We start from the raw sequence: 21,621 nt of genomic DNA, 5'->3' as shown, positions 1-21,621 counted from the left end.
CCCCGCAGCGGGCAGGAGCCCTTCAAAAGTGCTTCAAAAGTCCTTCGCGGGCCCGTTCAAGAGCCCCTTCGCGCGGTGCGTAGGTAGATCGCCCGACCGTTGTTCCGCTCGCTTGCGCTCAAGAGTCTAGACGGCCTGCCAACCTGCCCTGGATCCGGCCGCTGCTGGGACATCTGCCGGGCGGCCCAGCACCGGGCCGTGCCGGTGCACCGCAAGACCGGACCGGGCCGGTTACCGGTTCTCAGCTCGGGCCGGGAAGTCGCAGCACCAGCCGCACCCCGCCGAGGGGGCTGTCCTCCAACGACGCCGTCCCGCCATGCAATTGGGCTTGCTGGGCCACCAACGCCAACCCCAGGCCCGAGCCGGAGTGCGAGGCCGTGGAGCCGCGGGAGAACCGCTTGAACACCATCTCGCGTTCCTCCTCGGGCACCCCGATGCCGTTGTCGTCGATGGCGATTTCCACCCCGGCGCGGGAACTGACCGCCGACAGCTGCACGTGGGTGGCGCCGCCGTGTTTCGCGGCGTTGGCGATGGCGTTGTCGACGGCGAGCCGCAATCCCGCGGGCAATCCCACGATGATGCAGGTCGGCGACGGCGCCAGTGAGACGTTGAGTTCGGGGTAGACCCGCATTGCGTCGTGAGCGGCGCGGTCCAAAAGCTCGGTGATGTCGACCGGCACATGATCCTCGGATGTCGACAGCTCACCCTGCGCGAGCCGCTCGAGCGCGCTGAGCGTGGCCTCGATCCGCGACTGGGTGCGAATCACGTCGTGCAGCACCTCTTTTCGCTGCTCATCGGGCAGCTCCAGGGTGGCCAGCACCTCCAGATTGGTGCGCATGGCGGTGAGCGGGGTGCGCAGCTCGTGCGCGGACACCGAGGCGAAGTCGCGCGCCGAGGCCAGCGCTTCCTTGGTGCGGTTTTGCTCTTTCCAGATGCGCTGCAGCATGCCCCGCATCGCCTCGCCGATCTCGACGGCCTCGGTGGCGCCGCGCACCTCGATCTCGGGCGCTTCGCCGCCGACTTCGATCGATCGGGTTTGCTGCGCGAGCCGTTTGAGCGGGCGTACCGCGAAGGCGGCCAGCAACCAGCCAAACACCGCGGCCGCGCCGATCGCGAGCGCGCAGATCAGGATTACCCGGCGATGCTGGTCGTTGGTTTCCTTGATGGTCTCGTCGTAGGTGGCGCCGACTTCCACCGACATCGGTCCCGGCCCGGGAATGTCGACGGTGCGCACCCGGTAGCGCTTGCCGTCGACATAGGTGTCGGCATAACCGGGAGGCAGCCGCGGCAGCGTGACCTTTGAATTGGATGTGACCTGATCGCCCTTGCGCACGGTGATGACGGCGCCCCGGTCGCTGGAGGATTTGGGCACCTCGCCGAGGCTGATGAACGGGATCGCGAAACCCGCCGCCTCGTCCAGGCGCCGGTCCAGCCAATACAGCCGGTCCTTGGTGATGCCGAACCAAACGTTGATGCCGACGATGAGCACCGCGATCGCCGTGCCCACGGCCACCGCCAGCCCCACCCGGGTGCGCAGCGACGGCGTGCGGGCGAAGATCCGCGATAGCAGGCTCATGGCTCGGCGCTCATCTGTTTCCCATCACTGCAGGCGCAGGACGAACCCCACTCCACGAACGGTGTGCAGCAGCCGCGGCGCGCCTCCGGCCTCGAGCTTGCGGCGCAGATACCCAATGAACACATCCACGACATTGGTGTCGGCCGCGAAATCATAACCCCACACCAGCTCCAGCAGCTGTGCTCGCGAGAGCACCGCCGCCTTGTGCTCGGCCAGCACCGCGAGCAGGTCGAACTCGCGCTTTGTCAGCTCGACGTCGACCCCGTTGACGCGGGCCCGCCGACCGGGAATGTCCACCTCCAGCGGGCCCACCGTGATGGTCTCCGAGGAGGACGTTGCCGTCGACCCGCGCCGGCGCAGCAGGGCCCGCACCCGCGCCACCAGCTCGGCCAGCACAAACGGTTTGACCAGGTAATCGTCGGCCCCAGCCTCCAGGCCCATCACCCGGTCGTCGACCGAGCTGCGGGCACTGAGCACGCACACCGGGACGTCATTGTCCATCGCGCGCAACGCGGTGACGACGCTGACGCCATCCAGCACCGGCATGTTGATGTCGAGCACGATCGCGTCCGGGCGGGTCTCGGTCGCACTGCGCAGCGCCTCGGCGCCGTCGGCGGCCGTCGACACCTCGAATCCGGACAGCCGCAGTCCGCGTTCCAGCGATGCCAGCACATCGGAGTCATCGTCGACAACCAACACGCGAGGCGAAGTCCCACCACTGTCCATGCAGCCTATCTTGCCTGATTGGCGCACATAGCGGTGGGAAGATCACCCGCCGGGTCGTCTGGCGCCCGGCTGGGCGTCGCCCGCCCGTTGCCGTCCCCAGCTGGCGCAAGCTCCCCCGAATGACCCATAATTAGCACTCGTTAGCGGAGAGTGCTAACTCGTGTGCTCGAGAGACTCGAGAGAAAGGATGAATTGGCGATGCGCGCCGGCGATTTCATCTCCGTGGTGTGCGACCCGCTGCGGATCGTGCTCGTCGTGCCCCCCTATTTCGATGTTCCCCCGAACGGGTATGGCGGCGTCGAAGCGGTGGTGGCCGATCTTGCCGACGCGCTCGTCGCGCGCGGTCATGACGTCACCGTGCTCGGCGCGGGCACATCCGGCACCGCGGCGCGCTTTGTCGCGTTGTGGGATCGGACCGTTCCGGATCGGCTGGGCGAGCCCTATCCCGAGGTGATGCACGCGCTAAAAGTCCGCCGCGCCATCGCCCGGATCGCCGCCACCGACGGGATCGACGTCATCCACGACCACACCTTCGCCGGCGCGCTGAACGCGCCGTCGTATCACCGTCTCGGGTTGCCGACGGTGGTGACGGTGCATGGCCCGATCGACGAGGACCTGTACCCGTACTACCGTGAGCTCGCCGACGACGTCGGGCTGGTCGCCATCAGCGATCGCCAGCAGGAATTGGCCCCGGACCTGAACTGGATTGGCCGCGTGCACAATGCGCTGCGGGTAGAGGAGTGGCCGTTTCAGGCCCAAAAGGGTGACTACGCCCTGTTTTTGGGCCGTTTCGCGCCCTACAAGGGGGCCCATCTGGCGGTGCAGGCCGCGCACGAGGCCGGTATCCGGCTGGTGCTGGCGGGCAAATGCACCGAGCCGGCGGAGAAAGCGTACTTCGAGGAATGCGTGCGCCCGCTACTCACCGAAAACGATCATGTGTTCGGGGTTGCGGATGCCGTCAGCAAGCGCAGACTATTGGCGGACGCGCAATGCCTGCTGTTCCCGGTTCAATGGGAGGAGCCGTTCGGGATAGTGATGATCGAGGCGATGGCTTGCGGCACACCCGTGGTGGCACTGCGCGGTGGCGCGGTTCCCGAAGTGGTCGTCGACGGGGTGACCGGGCTGATCTGCGAGGAGCCGGCCGAGTTGCCCGCGGCGATCGAGCGGTCCCGTGAGCTGGACGCGGCCGCCTGCCGACGGCACGTCGCGGCCAACTTTAGTGTGGCGCAGCTAGGTTCCGGATACGAAAGGATCTACCAGCAGGTGGCCGGTTCCCGCACCATGCCCAGCGCGCGCCCGGCCGCGGCGCGCGGGGGATTCTCCGACGAGGAAAGCCGGCGAGCCACCGCGTGACATTCCCGGCGGCGTTCAACAGTGGCGCACCGACCCGGATCGGGTCGGGCACCGAGACGGTGACGCTGGTGGAAGGCGCGACATTCTGCCTGTCGGACCTGTACGGCGATATGCATGTCGGCCGATCGCATGGGCTGTTCTTCCGGGACGCCCGGGTGTTGTCACGCTGGGAGCTGCGCGTCGACGGCCAAGTGGCCGAATCGTTGTCGGTGGAGTCCACCGAGGCGTTCGCCGCGCAGTTCATCCTGCGCCGGGCACCGCGTCCCGGGCGGATCGACAGCACCCTGCTGGTGGTCCGGGAGCGGCTCATCGCCGACGGGCTGCGAGAAACCATCTCGCTGCACAATCTCGACAAAGAAAGCACCGTGGTCTCCCTCGAACTGCACGTCGATGCCGACTTCGCCGACCTGTTCGCGGTCAAGGAGGGACGTGCTCCGTTGGGCGGCGCGGACATGTCGGTGGCCGACGGGGAGCTGGTGCTGGATGAGCGGGGAGAGCAGCTGCGCGGTCTGACGGTGACCGCGACCGGGGATCCGCTGGTGCTGCCGGGGTGGTTGAGCTGGCGGGTGGTGGTCCCTCCCGGCGAGCGCTGGCAAACCGAGATAGTCGCACAGCCGACGTGGGCGAAAAAGAAGATCGGTACCCGTTTCCGCCGCGGCGAGGAGGTGGGGGCGAGCGCGCCGGCCCGCAAGATCGAAGCGTGGCGCGACACCGCGACCAATGTCGAAACCGACCACCCGGTGTTGGCGCAGGTGCTGCGCCAGACCGAAAGCGACCTGGGGGCGCTGCTCATGCACGACGAGAGTGGTCACGGGAGGCGTTTCGTGGCCGCCGGCGCACCGTGGTTCATGACGCTTTTCGGCCGCGACAGCTTGCTGACTGCTTGGATGGCGCTGCCGCTGAATGTGGGACTCGCGGTTGGCACCCTGCAGCAGCTGGCGTCCGAGCAGGGACGGCGGGTCGACCCCATCACCGAGGAACAGCCGGGCCGGATCATGCATGAGATTCGCCGCGGCCCGGCCAGCGACGACGTGCTGGGCGGTGGCGGGCGCTACTACGGCTCGGTCGACGCTACGCCGTTGTTCGTGATGCTGCTCGGCGAGTGCTGGCGGTGGGGGGCCAGCCAAGCGACGGTGCGGGCGCTGCTGCCGGCGGCCGACGCCGCGGTGGCGTGGATGGAGCAGTACGGCGACCGCGACGGCGACGGCTTCGTCGAATACCAGCGAGCGACCGACCGAGGACTGATCAACCAGGGCTGGAAGGACAGCTTCAACGGCATCAACGACGCCTCCGGGCGCGCCGCCGAGCCGCCGATAGCGCTGTGTGAAGTGCAGGGCTACGTGTATGCCGCACTGCTGTCTCGGGCCGAGCTCGCCGACGCCTTCGGCGACGCCCCCACCGCGGCGCGGCTGCGCGAGCGCGCCCAGGCGCTGCGGGCGCGGTTTCTCGACGCGTTCTGGTTGCCGAAACAGGGCTGGTACGCGATAGCGCTGGACGGGCATAAGCGTCCGGTGGACGCGCTGACCAGCAATGTCGCCCACTGCTTGTGGACCGGTATCGCGTCCGAGGAGCACGCCGCCACCATCGTCGAGCGGTTGTCCGGGGCCGAGATGGACTCCGGATTCGGGCTGCGGACGCTGGCCACCACGATGGGGGCCTACAACCCGATGAGCTATCACAACGGCTCGGTGTGGCCGCACGACACCGCGATTGCCGTCGCAGGGTTGCTGCGCTACCGGCAGGTCGCCGGCGCGGTGGCGCTGGCCGAGCATCTGGCGACCGGTCTGCTCGACGCGGCCGAGGCATTCGGCGCCCGTCTGCCCGAGCTGTTCTGCGGATTCCCGCGGTCCCAGTTCCGCTTTCCGGTGCCCTATCCCACCTCGTGCTCACCGCAGGCGTGGGCCAGCGCCGCGCCGCTGCTGTTGGTGCGCTCGTTTTTGGGACTTGAGCCGCATGTGCCCCAGCGCACCCTGTCCGTGTCGGCGCGCCTGCCGGCCGCGTGGGGCCGGATCGCCCTGACCGATCTGCGGCTGGGCGGGCTGACCGTGCACTTGGAGGCCGAGGGCACGCAAGTCAAGACCCACGGGTTGCCGGTCGACTGGCACCTGGTGACACCGTCGGGCTGAGGGCGGGTCTGGCTATCGTGGTGCCATGATCGGTATCACCCAGGTCGACTCCGTCACCACCATCGAGCTGCAGCGCCCCGAGCGGCGCAATGCGCTGAATACCCAGCTTGTCGAGGAGCTGCGGGAAGCCGTGGAGAAGGCCACCGCCGAGAGTGTGCGGGCCGTCGTGCTGACCGGTCAAGGCACGGCGTTTTGCGCGGGCGCCGACCTGAGCGGTGACGCCTTCGGCGCCGACTATCCCGACCGGCTGATCGCGTTGCACCAGGCGATGGACGCCGCGCCCATGCCGATAATCGGCGCCGTCAACGGACCCGCCATCGGCGCCGGTCTGCAGCTGGCGATGCAGTGTGATCTGCGAGTGGTGTCCCCCGGCGCGTTCTTTCAGTTTCCGACATCCAAATACGGTTTAGCCCTTGATAATTGGAGTATCCGCAGGTTGTGTTCGCTGGTTGGCCACGGCCGTGCCCGGGCGATGCTGCTGGCCGCGGAGAAGCTGACCGCGGAGGCGGCCCTGCAGACCGGGATGGCCAATAGGATCGGCACCGTGGCCGACGCGCAGGCCTGGGCCGCCGAAATCGCCGGCCTGGCGCCGCTGGCGTTGCGGCACGCCAAACGAGTGCTCAACGATGACGGCGCCATTGAAGAAGCCCTGCCCATCCACAAGGAGCTCTTCGACAAGGCGTGGGCCAGCCAAGACGCGATCGAAGCGCAGGTGGCCCGCATGCAAAAACGACCACCGAAGTTCCAGGGGGTCTGATCGGCATGCTGCGGAGCGCGGTGCGGCTGGGACTCGGTAGCGCCGCTGTGGCGACCGGTGGCTGGGTGCTACGCGCCTTGCACGGCGCGTCCGCCGCCCTTGGCGCCAGCCCAATGGAAATTCGCGCGGTGTGCCGGCGCTCGCCGAACTATCGCGGCGGCGTGTTTGTCAACATCGATCCGACGTCGGTGTTTGAGCTGGACCGCGAGCGGGGGTGGCTGCTGCTGCGCGAGGTGATCGACGGCCGGGTGACGAGCCGGCCGCCGGCGCCCATCCCGCTGGCCACACCGGTCCCGGTGACCGGTGGCCCAACCGATTTGGCAGTCAGCTGGTTTGGCCACTCGACGACGTTGGTGGAGATCGACGGCTATCGGGTGCTCAGCGACCCGGTGTGGAGCACGCGCTGCTCGCCGTCGGGAGCCATTGGCCCACGGCGCACGCACCCGGTCCCGACGCCGCTGGAGACGTTGCCCGCGATCGACGCGGTGGTGATCAGCCACGACCACTACGACCATCTCGACTTCGACACCGTCGTCACGCTGGCGCGCATCCAGCGGGCGCCGTTCGTCGTGCCCCTGGGTGTGGGGGCACATCTGCGCAGTTGGGGTATCGACGAGGCCCGCATAGTGGAACTGGACTGGGGGGAAAGCTATCGATTGGCGAAGCTGACGCTGACCTGCAGCCCGGCGCGGCATTTCTCCGGACGCTTCCGCCAGCGAAACAACACCCTGTGGGCATCATGGGTGCTCACCGGGCCGGGCCATCGGGTCTATTTCGGCGGTGACACCGGGTACACCACCAGTTTCGCGCGGATCGGCGCCGAGCATGGACCATTTGACCTGACGTTGATGCCGATCGGCGCCTACAACTCGGCATGGCCGGACATCCACATGACCCCGGAGGAAGCGGTCCGCGCGCATCTGGATGTCACCGATAGCCGGTCAGGACTTTTGGTCCCGATCCATTGGTGCACCTTCCGGCTGGCCCCTCACCCCTGGGCCGAGCCGGTCGAGCGCCTGCTGGCCGCCGCCGCCACCGCGCACGTGCGGGTGGCGGCGCCCAAGCCGGGCGGGCGGGTGGATGCGGCTGAGCCCGGGACATTCGACCCGTGGTGGCGCCGTGAGTGCGCGGCGGGGTCCAAGCCGGCCCGGCTGACCGCTCCGCCCGGCGGCGCAGACACCCACCAGTCACCTGGCGGCCGGTCCGCCGGTGCGCCGCCGCCGCGCACGGCCGTGGAAGAATGTCGCGCTGACGCTCCGCTTCCCGACGCGCCACGCGGGAAACCCGGGGCGGTGACGGGAAGGGACGAACGCATGGGTATCGCGGATACGAGGCACTGGGAGGCGCGGCACTCCGAGGGGATCGACTCGGTAATCGACACCGCGGACACAAGCGCTGATGACCGCTGCGACACCATCGACACGACGCCAGCGGCCGAACCGGCCGTTGATGACGGGCTGCGCATCGACCGGCAGAACTGAGCCATGGCGAAACTTTCCGGATCCATTGACGTACCGTTGCCGCCCGAAGAGGCCTGGTCGTGTGCCGCCGACCTGTCCCGCTACCACGAGTGGCTGACCATTCACCGCGTCTGGCGCAGCAAGCTGCCCGAGGAGCTGCAGAAGGGCACCGTTGTCGAGTCGATCGTCGAGGTCAAGGGCATGCTCAACCGGATCAGATGGACGATCGTGCATTACAAACCGCCGGAAGTGATGACGCTCAACGGTGACGGCAAGGGTGGCGTCAAGGTCAAGCTGCTCGCCAGGGTGACGCCCAAGGGCGACGGGTCGGTGGTCAGCTTCGACGTGCATCTGGGTGGGCCGGCGCTGTTCGGTCCGATCGGGATGGTGGTTGCGGGCGCCTTGAGAAGCGATATCCGCGAATCGCTGCAGAACTTTGTCGCGGCTTTCTCGCCGCTTTGACCGGTGGTGCGCGGCGGCCGGCGCGCTAATCTCCCAGCGATGACCCGCCCGCGGCCGGGCTGGCTGGTGGCGCTGTTCGCGGTGATCCTGGCGGTCAGTGCCTGGCTGCCGTGGCTGACGACCTCCGTCAACGGTGGGGGGTGGGCAAATGCCGTTGGCGGTAGCATCGGCAGCCTGGAACTTCCGCCGGGATTCGGCGCCGGCCAGCTGATCGTGCTGCTGTCTGCGGCGCTGCTAGTCGCCGGCGCGATGGTCGGTCGCGGCCTATCGGTCAGGCTGGCATCCGCCGCCGCGCTTATCATCTCGCTGCTCATTGGCGCGCTCACGGTGTGGTACTACACCCTCAACGTCCGTCCGCCGGTCTCGGCCGCCTATGGGCTTTATGTCGGCGCTGCGAGCGCGCTGGGCGCGGTGATCTGCTCGTTCTGGGCGCTGATCACCTCCTGGGTTGCCGGTCGCCACTGAGGCGAGTCAGCGGCTAAGGCGAACGCGTGGACAGGACAACGGCCCCGTGCTTTGCTCGGGCTATGACGGATGACTCCGACGTACCCCGGGTGGTAAGCGCGAGCCGTGAGATCGCCGCCGCGGCGGATCGCATCTTCGAGTTGATCGCCGATCCGTCGCAACAGCCCCGATGGGACGGCAACGACAACTTGGCAACGGCCGAACCGGGACAGCGTGTCCGCAGGGCCGGTGATGTGTTCGCCATGAGGCTCACTCTCGGCAGCATCCGCGAGAACCACGTCGTGGAGTTCGAGGAGGGGCGTCGTATCGCGTGGCGTCCGGCGGAGCCCGGTCGTCAGCCACCGGGACACCTGTGGCGCTGGGAACTGGAGCCCACCGACGACACCCATACCCGCGTGACGCACACCTACGACTGGTCGCAGCTAACCGACCCGAACCGCCTGCCGCGCGCTCGCAGCACAACCACCGAGAGGCTGCGGGCATCCCTGGACCGGCTGGCCGAGATCGCCGAGCGCAGCTGACCGCGGCCCACCCGGCTCCGTGGCATCCGCGCCGTAGCCCAGCCGCTGATGTCGATGATTGCGCACTTCACGACGGCCATGTGCTGGCGGCACGGTCGGCGGGCATGCCAGGATGAGACAGGCCGCCGCAACGGCGGCGGGCAACCCGTCGAGTGGGGCGCCGATGCCCGGCATGGACAAGCCTACGTGGCGCGTGATCGCGCTGATCGTGCTGTTGATCCTGGTTGCTGCCGCGCTGCGCGGCTATCTTCCGGCCCCCGAGCGCGCTGCGCACCGGGCGCCGCCCTGGCATCCGGCGGCCCTGGTGATTGTTGCCGTGCTGCTGGGTGTGTCGCTAGTGCTCATGGCGATGTCGGTGGTTGCGGGGCTGCATACGCCGCGAGCCAAGCCCGCCCGCAGCGGAGCTCGTGTGGAGAGCGTGGGCGCTCTTCGCGGGCGACCGAGCTGGCGGGTGCTGCTGATCGGACTGGGGGTGATCCTTGCCTGGTTGGTGATCGTGATGCTCATGACCCGATTGGCAGCCCAATACCGTGTCGCTCAGCTTGTGCCCGCGCCGCCAACGGGGGCCCCGACACCTGAAAGCCCCGCCGCCCCTGCGGCTGCGCCCGGGTATCAGAGCACCGGCGCTGACGCGATCGGCTACCTTGCCGCGAGCACGGCCGTGCTGCTTCTCCTCGCCGCGTCCGCGGTTGTCGTGCTGCGCCGGCGGCAACGCATTCTCCCCTCGGCGATCACCGCCGCCTGTGGCGCCGGCGCGGCCGGCCCGGAAACGCTTGCGCGGGCAGCGGAGCAGGGGCTGGTCGAGATCGGCAACCTGAGCCGTGAACCCCGCGATGCGATTATCGCCTGCTACACGGCGATGGAACGCGCGCTCGCGCGGGTCCCCGGCGCCGGCCCCCGGGACTTCGACACCCCGACCGAGGTACTGGCCCGAGCCGTTGCACACCGTGCGCTGCAAGCGCAGCACGCCGCCGCGTTGGTCGGCGTGTTCGAAGAGGCGCGGTTCAGCCCGCACGTGATGGACGAGGGGCATCGCGCAATTGCCGTGCATGCCCTCCGGCAGGTGCTCGCCGAACTGCGGAGCGCCGCAGCATGATCAGGCTGATGACCTCAGGCATCATCCTTGTCATCGGAGGCGAGCTGGTCGCGCTGCTCTTGCCCGATCGCCGGCTGGTGCTCTGGGCGTCGGGCGCCGCGGTGGCCTTGGTGCTGGTAGCGGTCCGCCGGTACCTGGGGCGCGACCGTGAGCCCGTGGCCCAACCGGACTCGGATGCTCTGGGGGAGGCGTTGCGCCGCTGGGTGGCTAACACCGAGACCCTGATCCGCTGGTCGGAATCCACCCGAGCGAATTGGGACCGGCACCTGCGTCCGATGCTCGCGCGTCGCTTCGAAATCGTGACCGGCCAGCGGAGGGCAAAAGATCCGGAAGCCTATCAAGCCGTGGGCCGAATGCTGTTTGGCCCGCAACTGTGGGAATGGGTGAATCCGGACGGCGTCGCCGGCGCCGGCGGCCACCGGCCGGGTCCGGGCCGGACGGTACTCCAGGAAATTCTGGAACGCTTGGAGCAGATATGACGATGCCGGCCGCGGCGACCACCGCCCGCTGCGAAGCGGTGCTCGACGAGATCGAACGTGTCGTAGTCGGAAAGCGTTTCGCGCTCACCCTCATCCTCACCGCGGTGCTGGCGCGCGGCCATGTGCTCATCGAGGATCTTCCCGGCCTGGGCAAGACGCTGATCGCGCGGTCTTTCGCCGCGGCGCTGGGGTTGGGATTCACTCGCGTGCAGTTCACCCCCGACCTGCTGCCGGCGGATTTGCTCGGCTCCACCATTTACGACATGCAGTCGGGCCGTTTCGAGTTTCGTCCCGGGCCCATTTTCACCAATCTGCTACTCGCCGACGAGATTAACCGGACTCCGCCCAAAACCCAGGCGGCGCTGCTGGAAGCCATGGCTGAGAACCAGGTCAGTATCGACGGTGAGACCCACAGGCTGCCAACGCCATTCATCGTTCTGGCCACCGACAATCCGATCGAGTACGAGGGCACATATCCGCTGCCCGAGGCCCAGCTGGACCGGTTCGCGATCCGGCTTGAGCTGCGGTACCTCTCCGAGCGCGACGAGGCCTTGATGCTGCGCCGGCGCCTGGAGCGAGGTTCGGCCGTGCCGACGGTGAACCAGGTGGTGGACGCCCATGATGTGCTGGCAATGCGCGAATCCGTGGAGCAGGTGAGCGTGCACGAGGACGTGCTGCGCTATGTGGTGGCGCTGGCCAACGCCACGCGGCACCATCCTCAAGTCGCCGTTGGCGCCAGCCCGAGGGCCGAGCTCGACCTGGTCCAGCTCGCCCGGGCGCGCGCCCTGCTGTGCGGCCGCGATTATGTGATCCCCGAGGACATCAAGGCGCTCGCCACCCCGGCCATGGCGCACCGGATAACCCTGCGGCCCGAAATGTGGGTCCGAAAGATTCAAAGCTCTGACGTGGTGGAGGAATTGCTGCGCCGGGTACCGGTGCCCCGGGCACGCGGGGACGCCGGGTAGGGGTATGGTGACCGAATCTCGTGACGTCGGATTACGCTGGCGCGCATCGCCGCTAACGCTAGCGATCGCCACCTGTGCGGGGGTGGCGTTGGCGGTGGCCGTGATCGCGTCTCGCTGGGAGCTGATCGCGTTTGCCGCACCGTTGCTGGGTGTGCTGGGCTCGATCGGCTGGCAGCCGGCGGTTCCCGTTGTCAGGGTGCACTGCGAGCCGAGCGTGCAGCGCTGCTTTGAGGCCGAGAAGGTGCGGCTGAACGTCTGGGTCACAACGGAATCCAAGGCCGCCACCTTGGCTTTCACGGTTTCTAGTGCCTCCGGGATGCGACTCGAAGTCGCCGACTCGGCATCCCCCCAGCGGCAGGCAGTGACCGCGGTGGCCGGCCGCTGGGGACGATTTCCGATCCGGGTGCAAATCGACGCCGTTGGGCGGGGTGGATTGGTCGCGGGTACGGCAACGGTGGACGCCGCCGAGGTGATCGTGTTCCCGTTGGCGCCACCGCAGCCGACGCCGACCCCGCAGACCGAGTTGCTCGAACGGCTGGGCACCCACCTGACCCGCCGCATCGGGCCGGGCGTCGAATACGCCGACATTCGCCCCTACGTGTCCGGTGACCAGCTGCGCAGCATCAATTGGCCGGTGAGCGCGCGGCGCGCCAAATTGCATGTGACGCAGCGGCAGAGCGAACACGCCGCCGACGTGGTCGTGCTGATCGACACGTATCCTCAGGCTCCGGGACCGGCGACGCTGGCCACCGAACGAGTCGCGCGCGGCGCCGCTCAGGTGGTGCAAACCGCGCTGCGAAACGGCGATCGGGCCGGAATCGTCGCACTCGGAGGCCGCCATCCCCGATGGCTTGGTCCGGACCTCGGGCGGCGCCAGTTCTACCGCGTGCTCGACACCGTGCTCGGCGCCGGCGGCGTTTCCGAAACCACCACCGGGACACTGGCGCCGCGCGCGGCAGTGCCTCCCGGCGCCATCGTCGTGGCATTTTCTACGCTGCTGGAAACCGAGTTTGCGCTCGCGCTGATCGACTTGCGCAAGCGTGGTCATGTCGTGGTTGCCGTCGATGTTCTCGGGCGTTCCCCGTTCGCGGAACCGCACGATCCGCTGATCGATCGGATGTGGCAGTTGCAACGCTCGGCCATGTATCGCGACATGGCGACCATCGGCGTGGATGTGGTGGCTTGGCGTGACGATCGCGCGCTGGAGCAAGCAATGCGCCTGGTACCTGAGCGCCGCCGTCGGCTGCGGGGACGGCGATGACAGCGATCATCCGGGTCTTCTCGACCGCGTCAGGGCTGCTGATGGTGGCGCTAGCGGCGGCCGGATCGCACGGGCCGGCGGCCGGGGCCCAAGCACTCGGGGTGATTGCGGTGCTAGCGGGGACGGTGTATCGCCCGGCCGCGACGCTTGCGGTGCTGTTCAGCGTGGCCGCGATGGTGCTCTCAAACCAACTGTCCCCGGTGCTTGCCGCGTGCTCCGGGCTGTCCGCCGCTAGCTATCTGGTGGCGCGGTATGCGCACCGCGGGCCCACCGGTGTCGTCACCACCCCGACGATCGTCGCCGCCGTAGGCTTCACGTTCGTGGGCGTGGTCGCAGCGTCGTTTCCGTTGCAGCTGGCGTGGTTGCCGCTGCTGGCACCGCCGGCGGTGTTAGGGATCTACGTCCTGGCCACCCGGCCATTCCTGGAGTGATACGGGAATACCGGCGGGCCGCGGCGTCGCGGCGCCGCCGGTGAGGCGGTGCGGCATCATCAGCGCACCAATTGGGCGGCGTGGTCGGCGAGGTCGAGCACCGGCTGCGGCAGGACGCCGAGGATTATCGTGACGACGGCGCACACCGCGATGGCGGCCGTGCTCAACCCGCCGGGTGCCGTCACGTGGGCCATGTCGGTGGACGGCTCGGTGAAGAACATCTGCACGATCACCCGCACGTAGAAATAGGCCGCCACCCCGCTGGCCACCACACCGATGATCACCAGCGGCACCGCCCCGCCCGCGGCCGCGGCCTGAAACACCACGAACTTGCCGACGAATCCACTAGTCAGCGGGATCCCGGCGAACGCCAGCAAGAACAGCGAAAACAGCGCGCCCACAATCGGTGAGCGTCGCCCCAGCCCGCGCCAGTGGGTCATGTCGGCGTCCTCGCGGCCGTTGGCGTCGCGCACCAGGCCCAGAACGGCGAACGCGCCCACCGTGCTGAAGCCGTAGGCGAGCAGGTAGAACATCGTTGATGACACCCCGGCGGGGTTGTCGGCGATCACCCCGGTGAGAATGAAACCGACGTGCGAGACCGACGAATAGGCCAGCAGCCTTTTGACGTCGCTTTGGTTTAGGGCGGCGACGGTGGCGATCGTCATGGTCAAAATGGCGATCGTCCACAACACCGGCCGCCACTGATGGTGCAGCGGGGGCAGCGCGACATAGACCACCCGCACCAGCGCGCCGAACGCCGCGACCTTGGTGGCTGCCGCCATGAACCCGGTGATCGGTGTCGGCGCGCCCTGGTAGACATCGGGAATCCACGAATGGAACGGGACCGCGCCGGCTTTGAACAGCAGGCCGACCGCCAGCAACGCCACACCGAGCAGCGCCAGCGCGTTGCTCGGGCGCGCCGCCAGCCCGTCGCGAATCCCCGCCAGCGCGAGCGTGCCGGTCGCGCCGTAGAGCAACGCCACCCCGTAGAGGAAAAACGCGGACGAGAACGCACCCAGCAGAAAGTATTTCAGTGCCGCCTCCTGGGAGAGCACACGGCGGTGGCGGGCCAGACCGCACAGCAGGTACAGCGGCAGTGACAGGACTTCCAGGGCAACGAACATCGTCAGCAGGTCATTGCTGGCCGGGAACACCAGCATTCCACCGACCGCCAGCATGGTCAGGGGAAACACCTCGGTCTGGATCATCCCCGCCCGCATCGCCTGAAGCTCGGCGACACCGCCGGGAACCGCCGAGGCCTGCGGGGTGAATGCGTCCAAACCCGCCGGGCGGGCGACGGCCGGGGCGGCCGCGGCGCCCGGGCCGTTCACCCCGGCGCGGCGCTCGGCGATGAACACGACCGCCATCATCGCGACCAACAGCACGGTGCCCTGCAAAAACAGCGTCACTCGGTCGACGGCCATCGCCCCCAGCACCGCGGTGCGACCGGGCGGAGCCATCCTGCTGGCAAGCCTGACGACGGCGGCGAAAGCGGCGAGCAGCCCGCCGAGGGCGAGGGTCGCCTGCGCGGCGTAGCGGAGCCGGCGGGGCAAAAACGCCTCCAGCAGAACACCGGTGACCGCGACCCCGAAGACGATCAGCGGCGGACTGAGCAGCGAATACTCGACGCTGGGCGCGGGCATGCTCATCGGTGCGGCCCTTGGGCGCTATGCGGCGAGGGATCATGCTCGTCGATGGTGGTCAACGTGTGGCTGACCGCGGGATTGATGATGTCCAGCGCCGGTTTGGGATAGACGCCGAGGATCAGCAGCAACGCGATGAGCGGGGTGACGACGACGGCTTCGCGCGGCACCAGGTCACGGATCCGCTCGTTGCCGTGGGTAACCGGCCCGGTCATCACCCGCTGGTAGAGCCAGAGCATGTAGATCGACGAGAGCACCAGCGCGCTGGCACCGAACACCGCCGCCAGCCAGTAGCGGTTGAACGTGCCCAGCAGCACCAGGAATTCACTGATGAACGGGGCCAGGCCGGGCAGCGCCAGGGTGGCCATCGCCGCCACCAGGAAGGTGCCGGCCAGCACGGGCGCCACCTTCTGCACCCCGCCGTAGTCGGCAATCGCGCGAGTGCGCCGGCGCGCGATCAGGAATCCCGCGATCAGAAACACCGCCGCCGTGGACAGGCCGTGGTTGACCATATACAGCGCCGAGCCGCTCTGCGCCTGGCTGGTCATCACGAAGATCCCCAGGATGATGAACCCGAAATGGGAGATCGAGGTGTAGGCGATCAGGCGCATCATATCGGTCTGGCCGATCGCCACGATCGCGCCGTAGACCACACCGATAACCGCCAAGACCACGATCGAGGGCCGGAAATACCGTGACGCGTCGGGGAACAACTGCAGGCAATAGCGCAGCATGCCAAAGGTGCCGACCTTGTCCATCGCCGCCATCATCAACACCGCGGTCGCCGGTGTGGCCTCCACCGCGGCGTCGGGCAGCCAGCGGTGAAACGGCCACAGCGGGGCCTTGACCGCGAACGCGAACATAAAGCCGGCGAACAGCGCCTTGAGCACCAGCGGGTCGATAGCACCACGGGAGAACGCCGGGACCAAATGGCGGAAATCGAACGTTCCGCTGCCGTGCTGCGCGCTCACCACGTACACACCGATCACCGCGGCCAGCATGATCAGCCCGCCAAACAGGTTGTAGAGCAAGAACTTCACCGCGGCGCGCGAGCGCCCGTCACCCTGGCCGAAGCCGCCGATCAAAAAGTACATCGGGATCAGCATGGCCTCGAAGAACACGTAGAACAGCAGCACATCCAGCGAGATCAGCGACATCAGCACCATCGACTCAACGGTCAACGTCAACGCCGCGTATGCGTGTGGCCCGCGCGGGCGATCACCGCCGTCGTTCCAGCCGGCCAGCATCAATAGCGGCACCAGCACCGCGGTGAGCAGCACCAGCACCACCGCGATACCGTCCACGCCCAGGGTGTAGCCGGCCCCGAACGCCGGTATCCACGACCGTGATTCGACGAACTGGTAGGGCGCGCCGCCGGTATCGAACCCGGCGGTGATGACGATCGCCACCGCCAGCGTCACCACGGCGACCACCAGCCCGGCCCCCTTGGCGAGCAGCTGCGCCCGCCCCGGCAGCAGGATGACCATCGCCGTGCCGGCCAGCGGAACCAGCCACAGCGCGCTGAGCCACGGAAAGCTGCTCACCACAGTCGCACCGCCAGGATCATGGCGACCACCAGGATCGCGCCGGCCAGCATCGTCAGCGCGTAGGAGCGGGCGAAGCCGGTTTGCGCCCTGCGCAACACGTCTGACGTGCGGCTGACCAGCCCCGCCAGCGCGTTGACCGAGCCGTCCACGCCCGCGTCGTCGATCGTGACCAGCGCACGGGTCAGATGCGCACCGGGACGCATGAACACCTCCTCGTTGAAGGCATCACCGTAGAGGTCGTTACGCGCGGCCACCGTCAGCGCAGACACCCGTTCCGGGGCCGTGCGGGGCACCGGCCGAGTGCCGTACATCCGGTAGGCCACCGTGATGCCGGCGACGACGAGGACCAACGTCGTTGTGCTGCTGGCCCACGTCGGGGTGGGGTGAGCGGCTTCCTCCAGCCCGGCAACGGGCTGCAGCCAATGCGCAAGGGTGCCACCGATGGCCAGCAGCCCGCCGGAGAACACCGAGCCAACCGCGAGCAGGATCATCGGCCAGGTCATGACGCGCGGCGCCTCGTGCGGATGCGCGTTTGCGGCCCAACGTTTTTCGCCGTAGAACGTCAAGAGCATCACCCGGGTCATATAAAACGCGGTGATGCCCGCGCCCAGCATCGCCGCACCACCGAGCAGAACGCCGCGGGCACCGCCGACGCCCAGCGCGGCCTCGATGATGGCGTCCTTGGAGAAAAAGCCCGCGAACGGCGGCACCCCGATAATCGCCAGATACGCCAACCCGAAGGTGGCGAAGGTGATCGGCAGGACGCCGCGCAGCCCGCCGTAGTGGCGCATGTCCTGCTCATCGTTCATCGCGTGGATCACCGCGCCGGACCCCAGGAACAGGCCGGCCTTGAAAAAGCCGTGGGTGAGCAGGTGCAGGATCGCGAACACGTAACCGGCCGGGCCCAGCCCGGCGGCCAGCACCATGTAGCCGATCTGGCTGATCGTCGAGGCGGCCAGCGCCCGTTTGATGTCGTCCTTCGCGCAGCCGATGACCGCCCCGAACAGCAAGGTCACCGCGCCGACAACGGCTACCGCCAGGCGAGCGTCCGGGGAAAGGTCGAAGATCGGGTTGGAACGCACGATCAGATACACCCCAGCGGTCACCATGGTGGCGGCGTGGATCAGCGCCGACACCGGGGTAGGGCCTTCCATCGCGTCACCCAGCCAGGCCTGCAGCGGGACCTGCGCGGACTTTGCGCAGGCGCCCAGCAGCATCAGCAGCCCGATCGCGCTCAGCATCCCCCGGCTGGCCGTGTGCGCCGCGGCGAACACGCCGGAAAACGAAAGTGTCCCAAAGCTGGCGAACATCGCAAACATCGCCAGTGACAGCCCGATGTCGCCGACACGGTTCATCACGAAGGCCTTCTTGGCCGCCGTCGCCGCCGACGGGCGCTGATACCAAAAGCCGATCAGCAGATAAGACGCCAGCCCCACCCCCTCCCAGCCGACATACAGCCCCAGGTAGTTGTCGGCGACCACCAGCAGCAGCATCGCGGCCAGAAACAGGTTGAGGTAGGCGAAAAACCGGCGCCGGTCCGGGTCGTCGGCCATGTAGCCGATCGAATAGATGTGGATCAGCGAACCCACACCGGTGATCAACAGCACGAAGCAGATCGACAACTGGTCGATCTGCAGCCCGAAGTCGACCTGCAGCCCGCCGACCGGCACCCAGCTGAACAGGTTCGGGTGAATTGCCCGATCGGGTCCCTGCCGGCCCAGGAGCCCGGCGAGCAGGGCCAGGCCCACGGCGAATGACGCCAGCGCCGCCGCGCAGCCCAGCAGGTGTCCCCACCGGTCGGTGCGCCTGCCGCCGAGCAGCAGCGTCAGCGCACCCGCCGACGGCAGCGCCACCAGCAGCCAGCTCAGATACGTCATCGGGCCGTTTTAGCCTTTCAGGAGGTTCGCATCGTCGACCGAGGCCGAGCGGCGGGTACGGAAGATCATCATGATGATGGCCAGGCCCACAACAACTTCGCAGGCGGCGACCACCATCGTAAAAAACGCGACCACCTGACCGTCGAGATGCCCGTGCATCCGCGCGAAGGTGACGAACGCCAGATTGACCGCGTTGAGCATCAGCTCGATGCACATGAACATCACGATCGCGTTGCGCCGCAACAGCACCCCGGCGGCCCCGATGGTAAACAGCAGCGCCGAGAGGTAGAGGTAGTTCGCGGGGTTCATGACGTGCCGTCCGGATCCGAGCCGTTGGCTGACGCCCTGCGATGCGCCAAGACCTGCGGCACCGACAGCTCCGAATAGGAGCCGTCGGGCAACCGCGCGGCGACGTCGACGGCGTTGTGGCGGGCGTAGACGCCGGGGCTGGGCAGCGGCGTGGGGTATCGGCCCAGACGGAAGCGTTCGATGGCTAGCTCCCGCTGGGTCTTGCGGGGGGTGAAGCGTTCCCGGTGCGCCAGCACCATCGCCCCGATCGCCGCGGTGATCAGCAGCGCGCTGGTCAACTCGAACGCCCACAGGTAGCGCGAAAAGAGCAGCGCCGCCACACCCTGGACGTTGCCGGCCGCGTTGGCGCTGGCCAGGCCGGTGAACGCCCCGGTGGCTGTGCCGCCGATCCCGGCGATCAGCAGCATTCCGAATCCGATGCCGGCTGCTACGGCGGCAACCCGCTGTCCGCGGATCGTCTCCACCAGCGACTCCGCCGAGTCCACGCCGATCAGCATCATCACGAACAAAAACAGCATCATCACCGCGCCGGTGTAGACCACGATCTGCACCACGCCCAAAAACATCGCGTCCTGGACAAAGTAGAACACCGCCAAGACGATCATCGTTGTCGCCAGGAACATGGCCGAATACACCGCCTTGGCGGCCATCACCATCCCGAGCGCGCCGATCACCGCCAGCGCGCCCAGGGCCCAAAACGCAATCGCCTCACCGGTGGAGGTGCGGCTGAAAGATTCCGCGGCCAGCAGTGCGATCACCGGGGCTCACCCGCGCTCTGCTGGGCGCGCAACCCCTCTGCGGTGACGTTGCCCAGGTAGTAGTCGAAATGGGTGGCTCCCGGCGCCATCGGGTGCGGCGGCGCCACCATGCCCGGCTCCAGGGGCGCCAGCAGGCGTTCCCGGTCGTAGATGAGCTCCGCGCGGTTGTCGCCGGCCATCTCATACTCGTTGGTCATCGTCAGCGCCCGTGTCGGGCAGGCCTCCACGCAAAACCCGCAGCCGATGCAGCGCAGGTAGTTGATCTGATAGACCCGCCCGTAGCGCTCACCCGGGGAATAGCGTTCCTCGTCGGTGTTGTCGGCGGCCTCCACATAGATCGCGTCGGCGGGGCAGGCCCAGGCGCACAGCTCGCAACCGATGCACTTCTCCAGGCCGTCGGGATAGCGGTTGAGCCGATGACGCCCGTGAAAGCGCGGCGCGACCGGGCCGGGCTTTTCCGGATACTCCTCGGTGACCGGCCGTTTGAACATCGTCGCCAGCGTGACGCCGAATCCCGCCACGGCCTCCACGGACTTTTTCATGAAGCTAGCCACTCGCATCCTCCCTGCTCACGCCGGCCGGAGTGGGGCTGGAGAACTCCGCAGGCTGCCCCGGCAGCGGCGGCGTCGGAAACCCCGGCTCTGACACCGCCACCCGTGCCGGCGCCCCCCGCAGCTGCTGGACCGTCAAGGCGCTGAACAGTTTGCGCAAGAACACCAGCAGCATCAGGGTGACAAGGCTACTGGTGACGATCATGATGGCCTCCCAGTGGGGATAGCCCACATCGCGGACGCTACGGATGACCGCGACCACCATCACCCACATCAGCGCCACCGGGATGAGGATCTTCCAGCCCAGCGCCATGAACTGGTCGTAGCGCAGCCGCGGCAGCGTCGCCCGCAACCAGATGTAGAAAAACAGGAAGCCCCACACCTTGACCGTGAACCAGAGCACCGGCCACCAGCCATGGTTGGCGCCGCTCCACACGTTAAACGGAAACGGGGCATGCCAGCCGCCAAAGAACAACGTGTTGGCCAACGCCGAGACGGTAGTCATGTTGACGTACTCGGCCAGGTAAAACATCGCGAACTTCAGCGACGAGTACTCGGTGTGAAAGCCCGCGACCAGTTCGCCCTCGGCCTCGGGCAAGTCGAAGGGCGCGCGGTTGGTCTCACCCACCATGGAAACGAGGTAGACCAAAAACGACGGCAGCAGCAAAAACACGTACCACACCTGGTCCTGCGCGGAGACGATCCCCGAGGTCGACATGGTGCCCGCGTACAGGAACACCGCCGCGAACGACAACCCCATTGCGATCTCATAGGAGATCACCTGGGCGGTGGACCGCACCCCGCCCAGCAGCGGGTACGTGGAGCCTGAGGACCAGCCGGCCAGCACGATGCCGTACACACCGATCGACGACATCGCCAGGATGAACAACACCGCGATCGGTAGGTCGGTCACCTGTAGGGCCGTGCGATGGCCGAATACACTCACCTCGGGACCCAGTGGGATCACCGCGAACGCCGTGATCGCGGGGATCACCGAGATAATTGGCGCCAGTTGGTAAATCGGGCGATCGACACCAACAGGAGTGATGCCCTCCTTGAGCGCAAGCTTGACCCCGTCGGCCAGGCTCTGCAGCAGACCGTGCGGCCCCACCCGGTTGGGGCCCCACCGCATCTGCATGCGGCCCAACAGTTTACGTTCGACCAGAATCGCCGCCAACACCGTGAGCAACAAAAACGCGAAGACGGCAATCGCCTTGGCGGCTATCAGCCACCAGGTGTCCTGCCCGAGACTAGTCAT

At 67.7% G+C, this 21,621-nt stretch carries 20 protein-coding genes and 1 pseudogene; 12 read left to right on the top strand and 9 right to left on the bottom strand.

From position 1 onward, the window contains the following. Window positions 1-241: 241 nt before the first annotated feature. Entirely contained in the window at window positions 242-1,576 is a 1,335-nt protein-coding gene (locus MSM1_RS03195; RefSeq protein ID WP_213440144.1) for a HAMP domain-containing sensor histidine kinase, read from the bottom strand. A 24-nt stretch (window positions 1,577-1,600) separates the two neighbouring features. After that, the gene (prrA, locus tag MSM1_RS03190) at window positions 1,601-2,311 is read right to left on the bottom strand and encodes a two-component system response regulator PrrA (protein ID WP_213441342.1); all 711 of its coding nucleotides are present in this window, start codon (window positions 2,309-2,311) and stop codon (window positions 1,601-1,603) included. A 189-nt stretch (window positions 2,312-2,500) separates the two neighbouring features. Here prrA and MSM1_RS03185 point away from each other — a divergent pair, with 189 nt between their 5' ends. From MSM1_RS03185 to MSM1_RS03130, 12 genes and pseudogenes are all read left to right on the top strand, one after another. Further along, on the top strand, window positions 2,501-3,655 hold the full coding sequence (locus MSM1_RS03185) for a glycosyltransferase family 4 protein (protein ID WP_213440143.1): 1,155 nt from the start codon (window positions 2,501-2,503) through the stop codon (window positions 3,653-3,655). Beyond that, window positions 3,652-5,781 (top strand): glycogen debranching N-terminal domain-containing protein, encoded by a 2,130-nt coding sequence (locus MSM1_RS03180; protein ID WP_213440142.1) that lies wholly within the window; start codon window positions 3,652-3,654, stop codon window positions 5,779-5,781. The genes MSM1_RS03185 and MSM1_RS03180 overlap by 4 nt, the downstream gene beginning before the upstream one ends. Before the next feature lie 25 nt (window positions 5,782-5,806). After that, window positions 5,807-6,538: an enoyl-CoA hydratase gene (locus MSM1_RS03175; RefSeq protein WP_213440141.1), complete on the top strand. Its 732-nt coding sequence runs from the start codon at window positions 5,807-5,809 to the stop codon at window positions 6,536-6,538. A gap of 5 nt (window positions 6,539-6,543) precedes the next feature. Then, window positions 6,544-7,656: pseudogene (locus MSM1_RS03170) on the top strand (MBL fold metallo-hydrolase); the annotation flags it as partial. 366 nt (window positions 7,657-8,022) lie between these two features. Next, a complete protein-coding gene (locus MSM1_RS03165; RefSeq protein WP_213440139.1) occupies window positions 8,023-8,460 on the top strand; it encodes an SRPBCC family protein in 438 nt (145 codons plus the stop codon). A 39-nt stretch (window positions 8,461-8,499) separates the two neighbouring features. Next, window positions 8,500-8,925, top strand: a complete 426-nt coding sequence (locus MSM1_RS03160; protein WP_213440138.1) for a hypothetical protein — start codon at window positions 8,500-8,502, stop codon at window positions 8,923-8,925. Window positions 8,926-8,987: 62 nt separating this feature from the next. After that, window positions 8,988-9,446: an SRPBCC family protein gene (locus tag MSM1_RS03155; RefSeq protein WP_213440137.1), complete on the top strand. Its 459-nt coding sequence runs from the start codon at window positions 8,988-8,990 to the stop codon at window positions 9,444-9,446. A 163-nt stretch (window positions 9,447-9,609) separates the two neighbouring features. Then, window positions 9,610-10,542, top strand: coding sequence for a DUF4129 domain-containing protein (locus tag MSM1_RS03150; RefSeq protein ID WP_213441340.1), 933 nt, complete (start codon window positions 9,610-9,612; stop codon window positions 10,540-10,542). Further along, window positions 10,539-11,021: a hypothetical protein gene (locus MSM1_RS03145; protein ID WP_213440136.1), complete on the top strand. Its 483-nt coding sequence runs from the start codon at window positions 10,539-10,541 to the stop codon at window positions 11,019-11,021. Before MSM1_RS03150 ends, MSM1_RS03145 begins: the two co-directional genes overlap by 4 nt. Beyond that, window positions 11,018-11,986 (top strand): MoxR family ATPase, encoded by a 969-nt coding sequence (locus MSM1_RS03140; RefSeq protein ID WP_213440135.1) that lies wholly within the window; start codon window positions 11,018-11,020, stop codon window positions 11,984-11,986. Before MSM1_RS03145 ends, MSM1_RS03140 begins: the two co-directional genes overlap by 4 nt. Window positions 11,987-11,993: 7 nt before the next feature. After that, window positions 11,994-13,247 carry a DUF58 domain-containing protein gene (locus MSM1_RS03135; RefSeq protein ID WP_213441338.1) on the top strand — a complete coding sequence of 418 codons (1,254 nt, stop codon included), beginning with the start codon at window positions 11,994-11,996 and terminating at the stop codon, window positions 13,245-13,247. Further along, a complete protein-coding gene (locus MSM1_RS03130; protein ID WP_213440134.1) occupies window positions 13,244-13,678 on the top strand; it encodes a hypothetical protein in 435 nt (144 codons plus the stop codon). The genes MSM1_RS03135 and MSM1_RS03130 overlap by 4 nt, the downstream gene beginning before the upstream one ends. A 59-nt stretch (window positions 13,679-13,737) precedes the next feature. Here MSM1_RS03130 and nuoN read toward each other — a convergent pair whose 3' ends face one another. The 7 genes from nuoN to nuoH are packed head-to-tail and all read right to left on the bottom strand — an operon-like array spanning window position 13,738 to window position 21,621. Beyond that, window positions 13,738-15,327 (bottom strand): NADH-quinone oxidoreductase subunit NuoN, encoded by a 1,590-nt coding sequence (gene nuoN, locus MSM1_RS03125; protein ID WP_213440133.1) that lies wholly within the window; start codon window positions 15,325-15,327, stop codon window positions 13,738-13,740. Continuing rightward, a complete protein-coding gene (locus MSM1_RS03120; RefSeq protein ID WP_307857266.1) occupies window positions 15,324-16,865 on the bottom strand; it encodes an NADH-quinone oxidoreductase subunit M in 1,542 nt (513 codons plus the stop codon). Before MSM1_RS03120 ends, nuoN begins: the two co-directional genes overlap by 4 nt. Next, on the bottom strand, window positions 16,862-18,745 hold the full coding sequence (gene nuoL, locus MSM1_RS03115; RefSeq protein ID WP_213440131.1) for an NADH-quinone oxidoreductase subunit L: 1,884 nt from the start codon (window positions 18,743-18,745) through the stop codon (window positions 16,862-16,864). The genes MSM1_RS03120 and nuoL overlap by 4 nt, the downstream gene beginning before the upstream one ends. A gap of 9 nt (window positions 18,746-18,754) precedes the next feature. Further along, window positions 18,755-19,054 carry an NADH-quinone oxidoreductase subunit NuoK gene (gene nuoK / locus MSM1_RS03110; RefSeq protein ID WP_213440130.1) on the bottom strand — a complete coding sequence of 100 codons (300 nt, stop codon included), beginning with the start codon at window positions 19,052-19,054 and terminating at the stop codon, window positions 18,755-18,757. Continuing rightward, the gene (locus MSM1_RS03105; protein ID WP_213440129.1) at window positions 19,051-19,812 is read right to left on the bottom strand and encodes an NADH-quinone oxidoreductase subunit J; all 762 of its coding nucleotides are present in this window, start codon (window positions 19,810-19,812) and stop codon (window positions 19,051-19,053) included. Before MSM1_RS03105 ends, nuoK begins: the two co-directional genes overlap by 4 nt. Further along, window positions 19,809-20,354 (bottom strand): NADH-quinone oxidoreductase subunit NuoI, encoded by a 546-nt coding sequence (nuoI, locus tag MSM1_RS03100; protein ID WP_213441336.1) that lies wholly within the window; start codon window positions 20,352-20,354, stop codon window positions 19,809-19,811. Before nuoI ends, MSM1_RS03105 begins: the two co-directional genes overlap by 4 nt. Before the next feature lie 4 nt (window positions 20,355-20,358). Then, window positions 20,359-21,621 carry an NADH-quinone oxidoreductase subunit NuoH gene (gene nuoH / locus MSM1_RS03095; protein ID WP_213440128.1) on the bottom strand — a complete coding sequence of 421 codons (1,263 nt, stop codon included), beginning with the start codon at window positions 21,619-21,621 and terminating at the stop codon, window positions 20,359-20,361.

The sequence above is a fragment of the Mycobacterium sp. SM1 genome (assembly GCF_018361265.1).
Lineage (GTDB): Bacteria > Actinomycetota > Actinomycetes > Mycobacteriales > Mycobacteriaceae > Mycobacterium.
Note: the sequence above shows the minus strand (reverse complement) of the source record. Positions and strands in the feature narration are given on the sequence as shown.

Bases quoted from the DNA above. Each gene is read 5' to 3' on its own strand.
- MSM1_RS03195 (WP_213440144.1), bottom strand. From the start codon at position 1,576: ATGAGCCTGCTATCGCGGATCTTCGCCCGCACGCCGTCGCTGCGCACC.
- MSM1_RS03185 (WP_213440143.1), top strand. From the start codon at position 2,501: ATGCGCGCCGGCGATTTCATCTCCGTGGTGTGCGACCCGCTGCGGATC.
- MSM1_RS03175 (WP_213440141.1), top strand. From the start codon at position 5,807: ATGATCGGTATCACCCAGGTCGACTCCGTCACCACCATCGAGCTGCAG.
- MSM1_RS03165 (WP_213440139.1), top strand. From the start codon at position 8,023: ATGGCGAAACTTTCCGGATCCATTGACGTACCGTTGCCGCCCGAAGAG.
- MSM1_RS03160 (WP_213440138.1), top strand. From the start codon at position 8,500: ATGACCCGCCCGCGGCCGGGCTGGCTGGTGGCGCTGTTCGCGGTGATC.
- MSM1_RS03155 (WP_213440137.1), top strand. From the start codon at position 8,988: ATGACGGATGACTCCGACGTACCCCGGGTGGTAAGCGCGAGCCGTGAG.
- MSM1_RS03150 (WP_213441340.1), top strand. From the start codon at position 9,610: ATGCCCGGCATGGACAAGCCTACGTGGCGCGTGATCGCGCTGATCGTG.
- MSM1_RS03145 (WP_213440136.1), top strand. From the start codon at position 10,539: ATGATCAGGCTGATGACCTCAGGCATCATCCTTGTCATCGGAGGCGAG.
- MSM1_RS03140 (WP_213440135.1), top strand. From the start codon at position 11,018: ATGACGATGCCGGCCGCGGCGACCACCGCCCGCTGCGAAGCGGTGCTC.
- MSM1_RS03130 (WP_213440134.1), top strand. From the start codon at position 13,244: ATGACAGCGATCATCCGGGTCTTCTCGACCGCGTCAGGGCTGCTGATG.
- nuoN (WP_213440133.1), bottom strand. From the start codon at position 15,327: ATGAGCATGCCCGCGCCCAGCGTCGAGTATTCGCTGCTCAGTCCGCCG.
- nuoL (WP_213440131.1), bottom strand. From the start codon at position 18,745: ATGACGTATCTGAGCTGGCTGCTGGTGGCGCTGCCGTCGGCGGGTGCG.
- nuoK (WP_213440130.1), bottom strand. From the start codon at position 19,054: ATGAACCCCGCGAACTACCTCTACCTCTCGGCGCTGCTGTTTACCATC.
- nuoI (WP_213441336.1), bottom strand. From the start codon at position 20,354: ATGAAAAAGTCCGTGGAGGCCGTGGCGGGATTCGGCGTCACGCTGGCG.
- nuoH (WP_213440128.1), bottom strand. From the start codon at position 21,621: ATGACTAGTCTCGGGCAGGACACCTGGTGGCTGATAGCCGCCAAGGCG.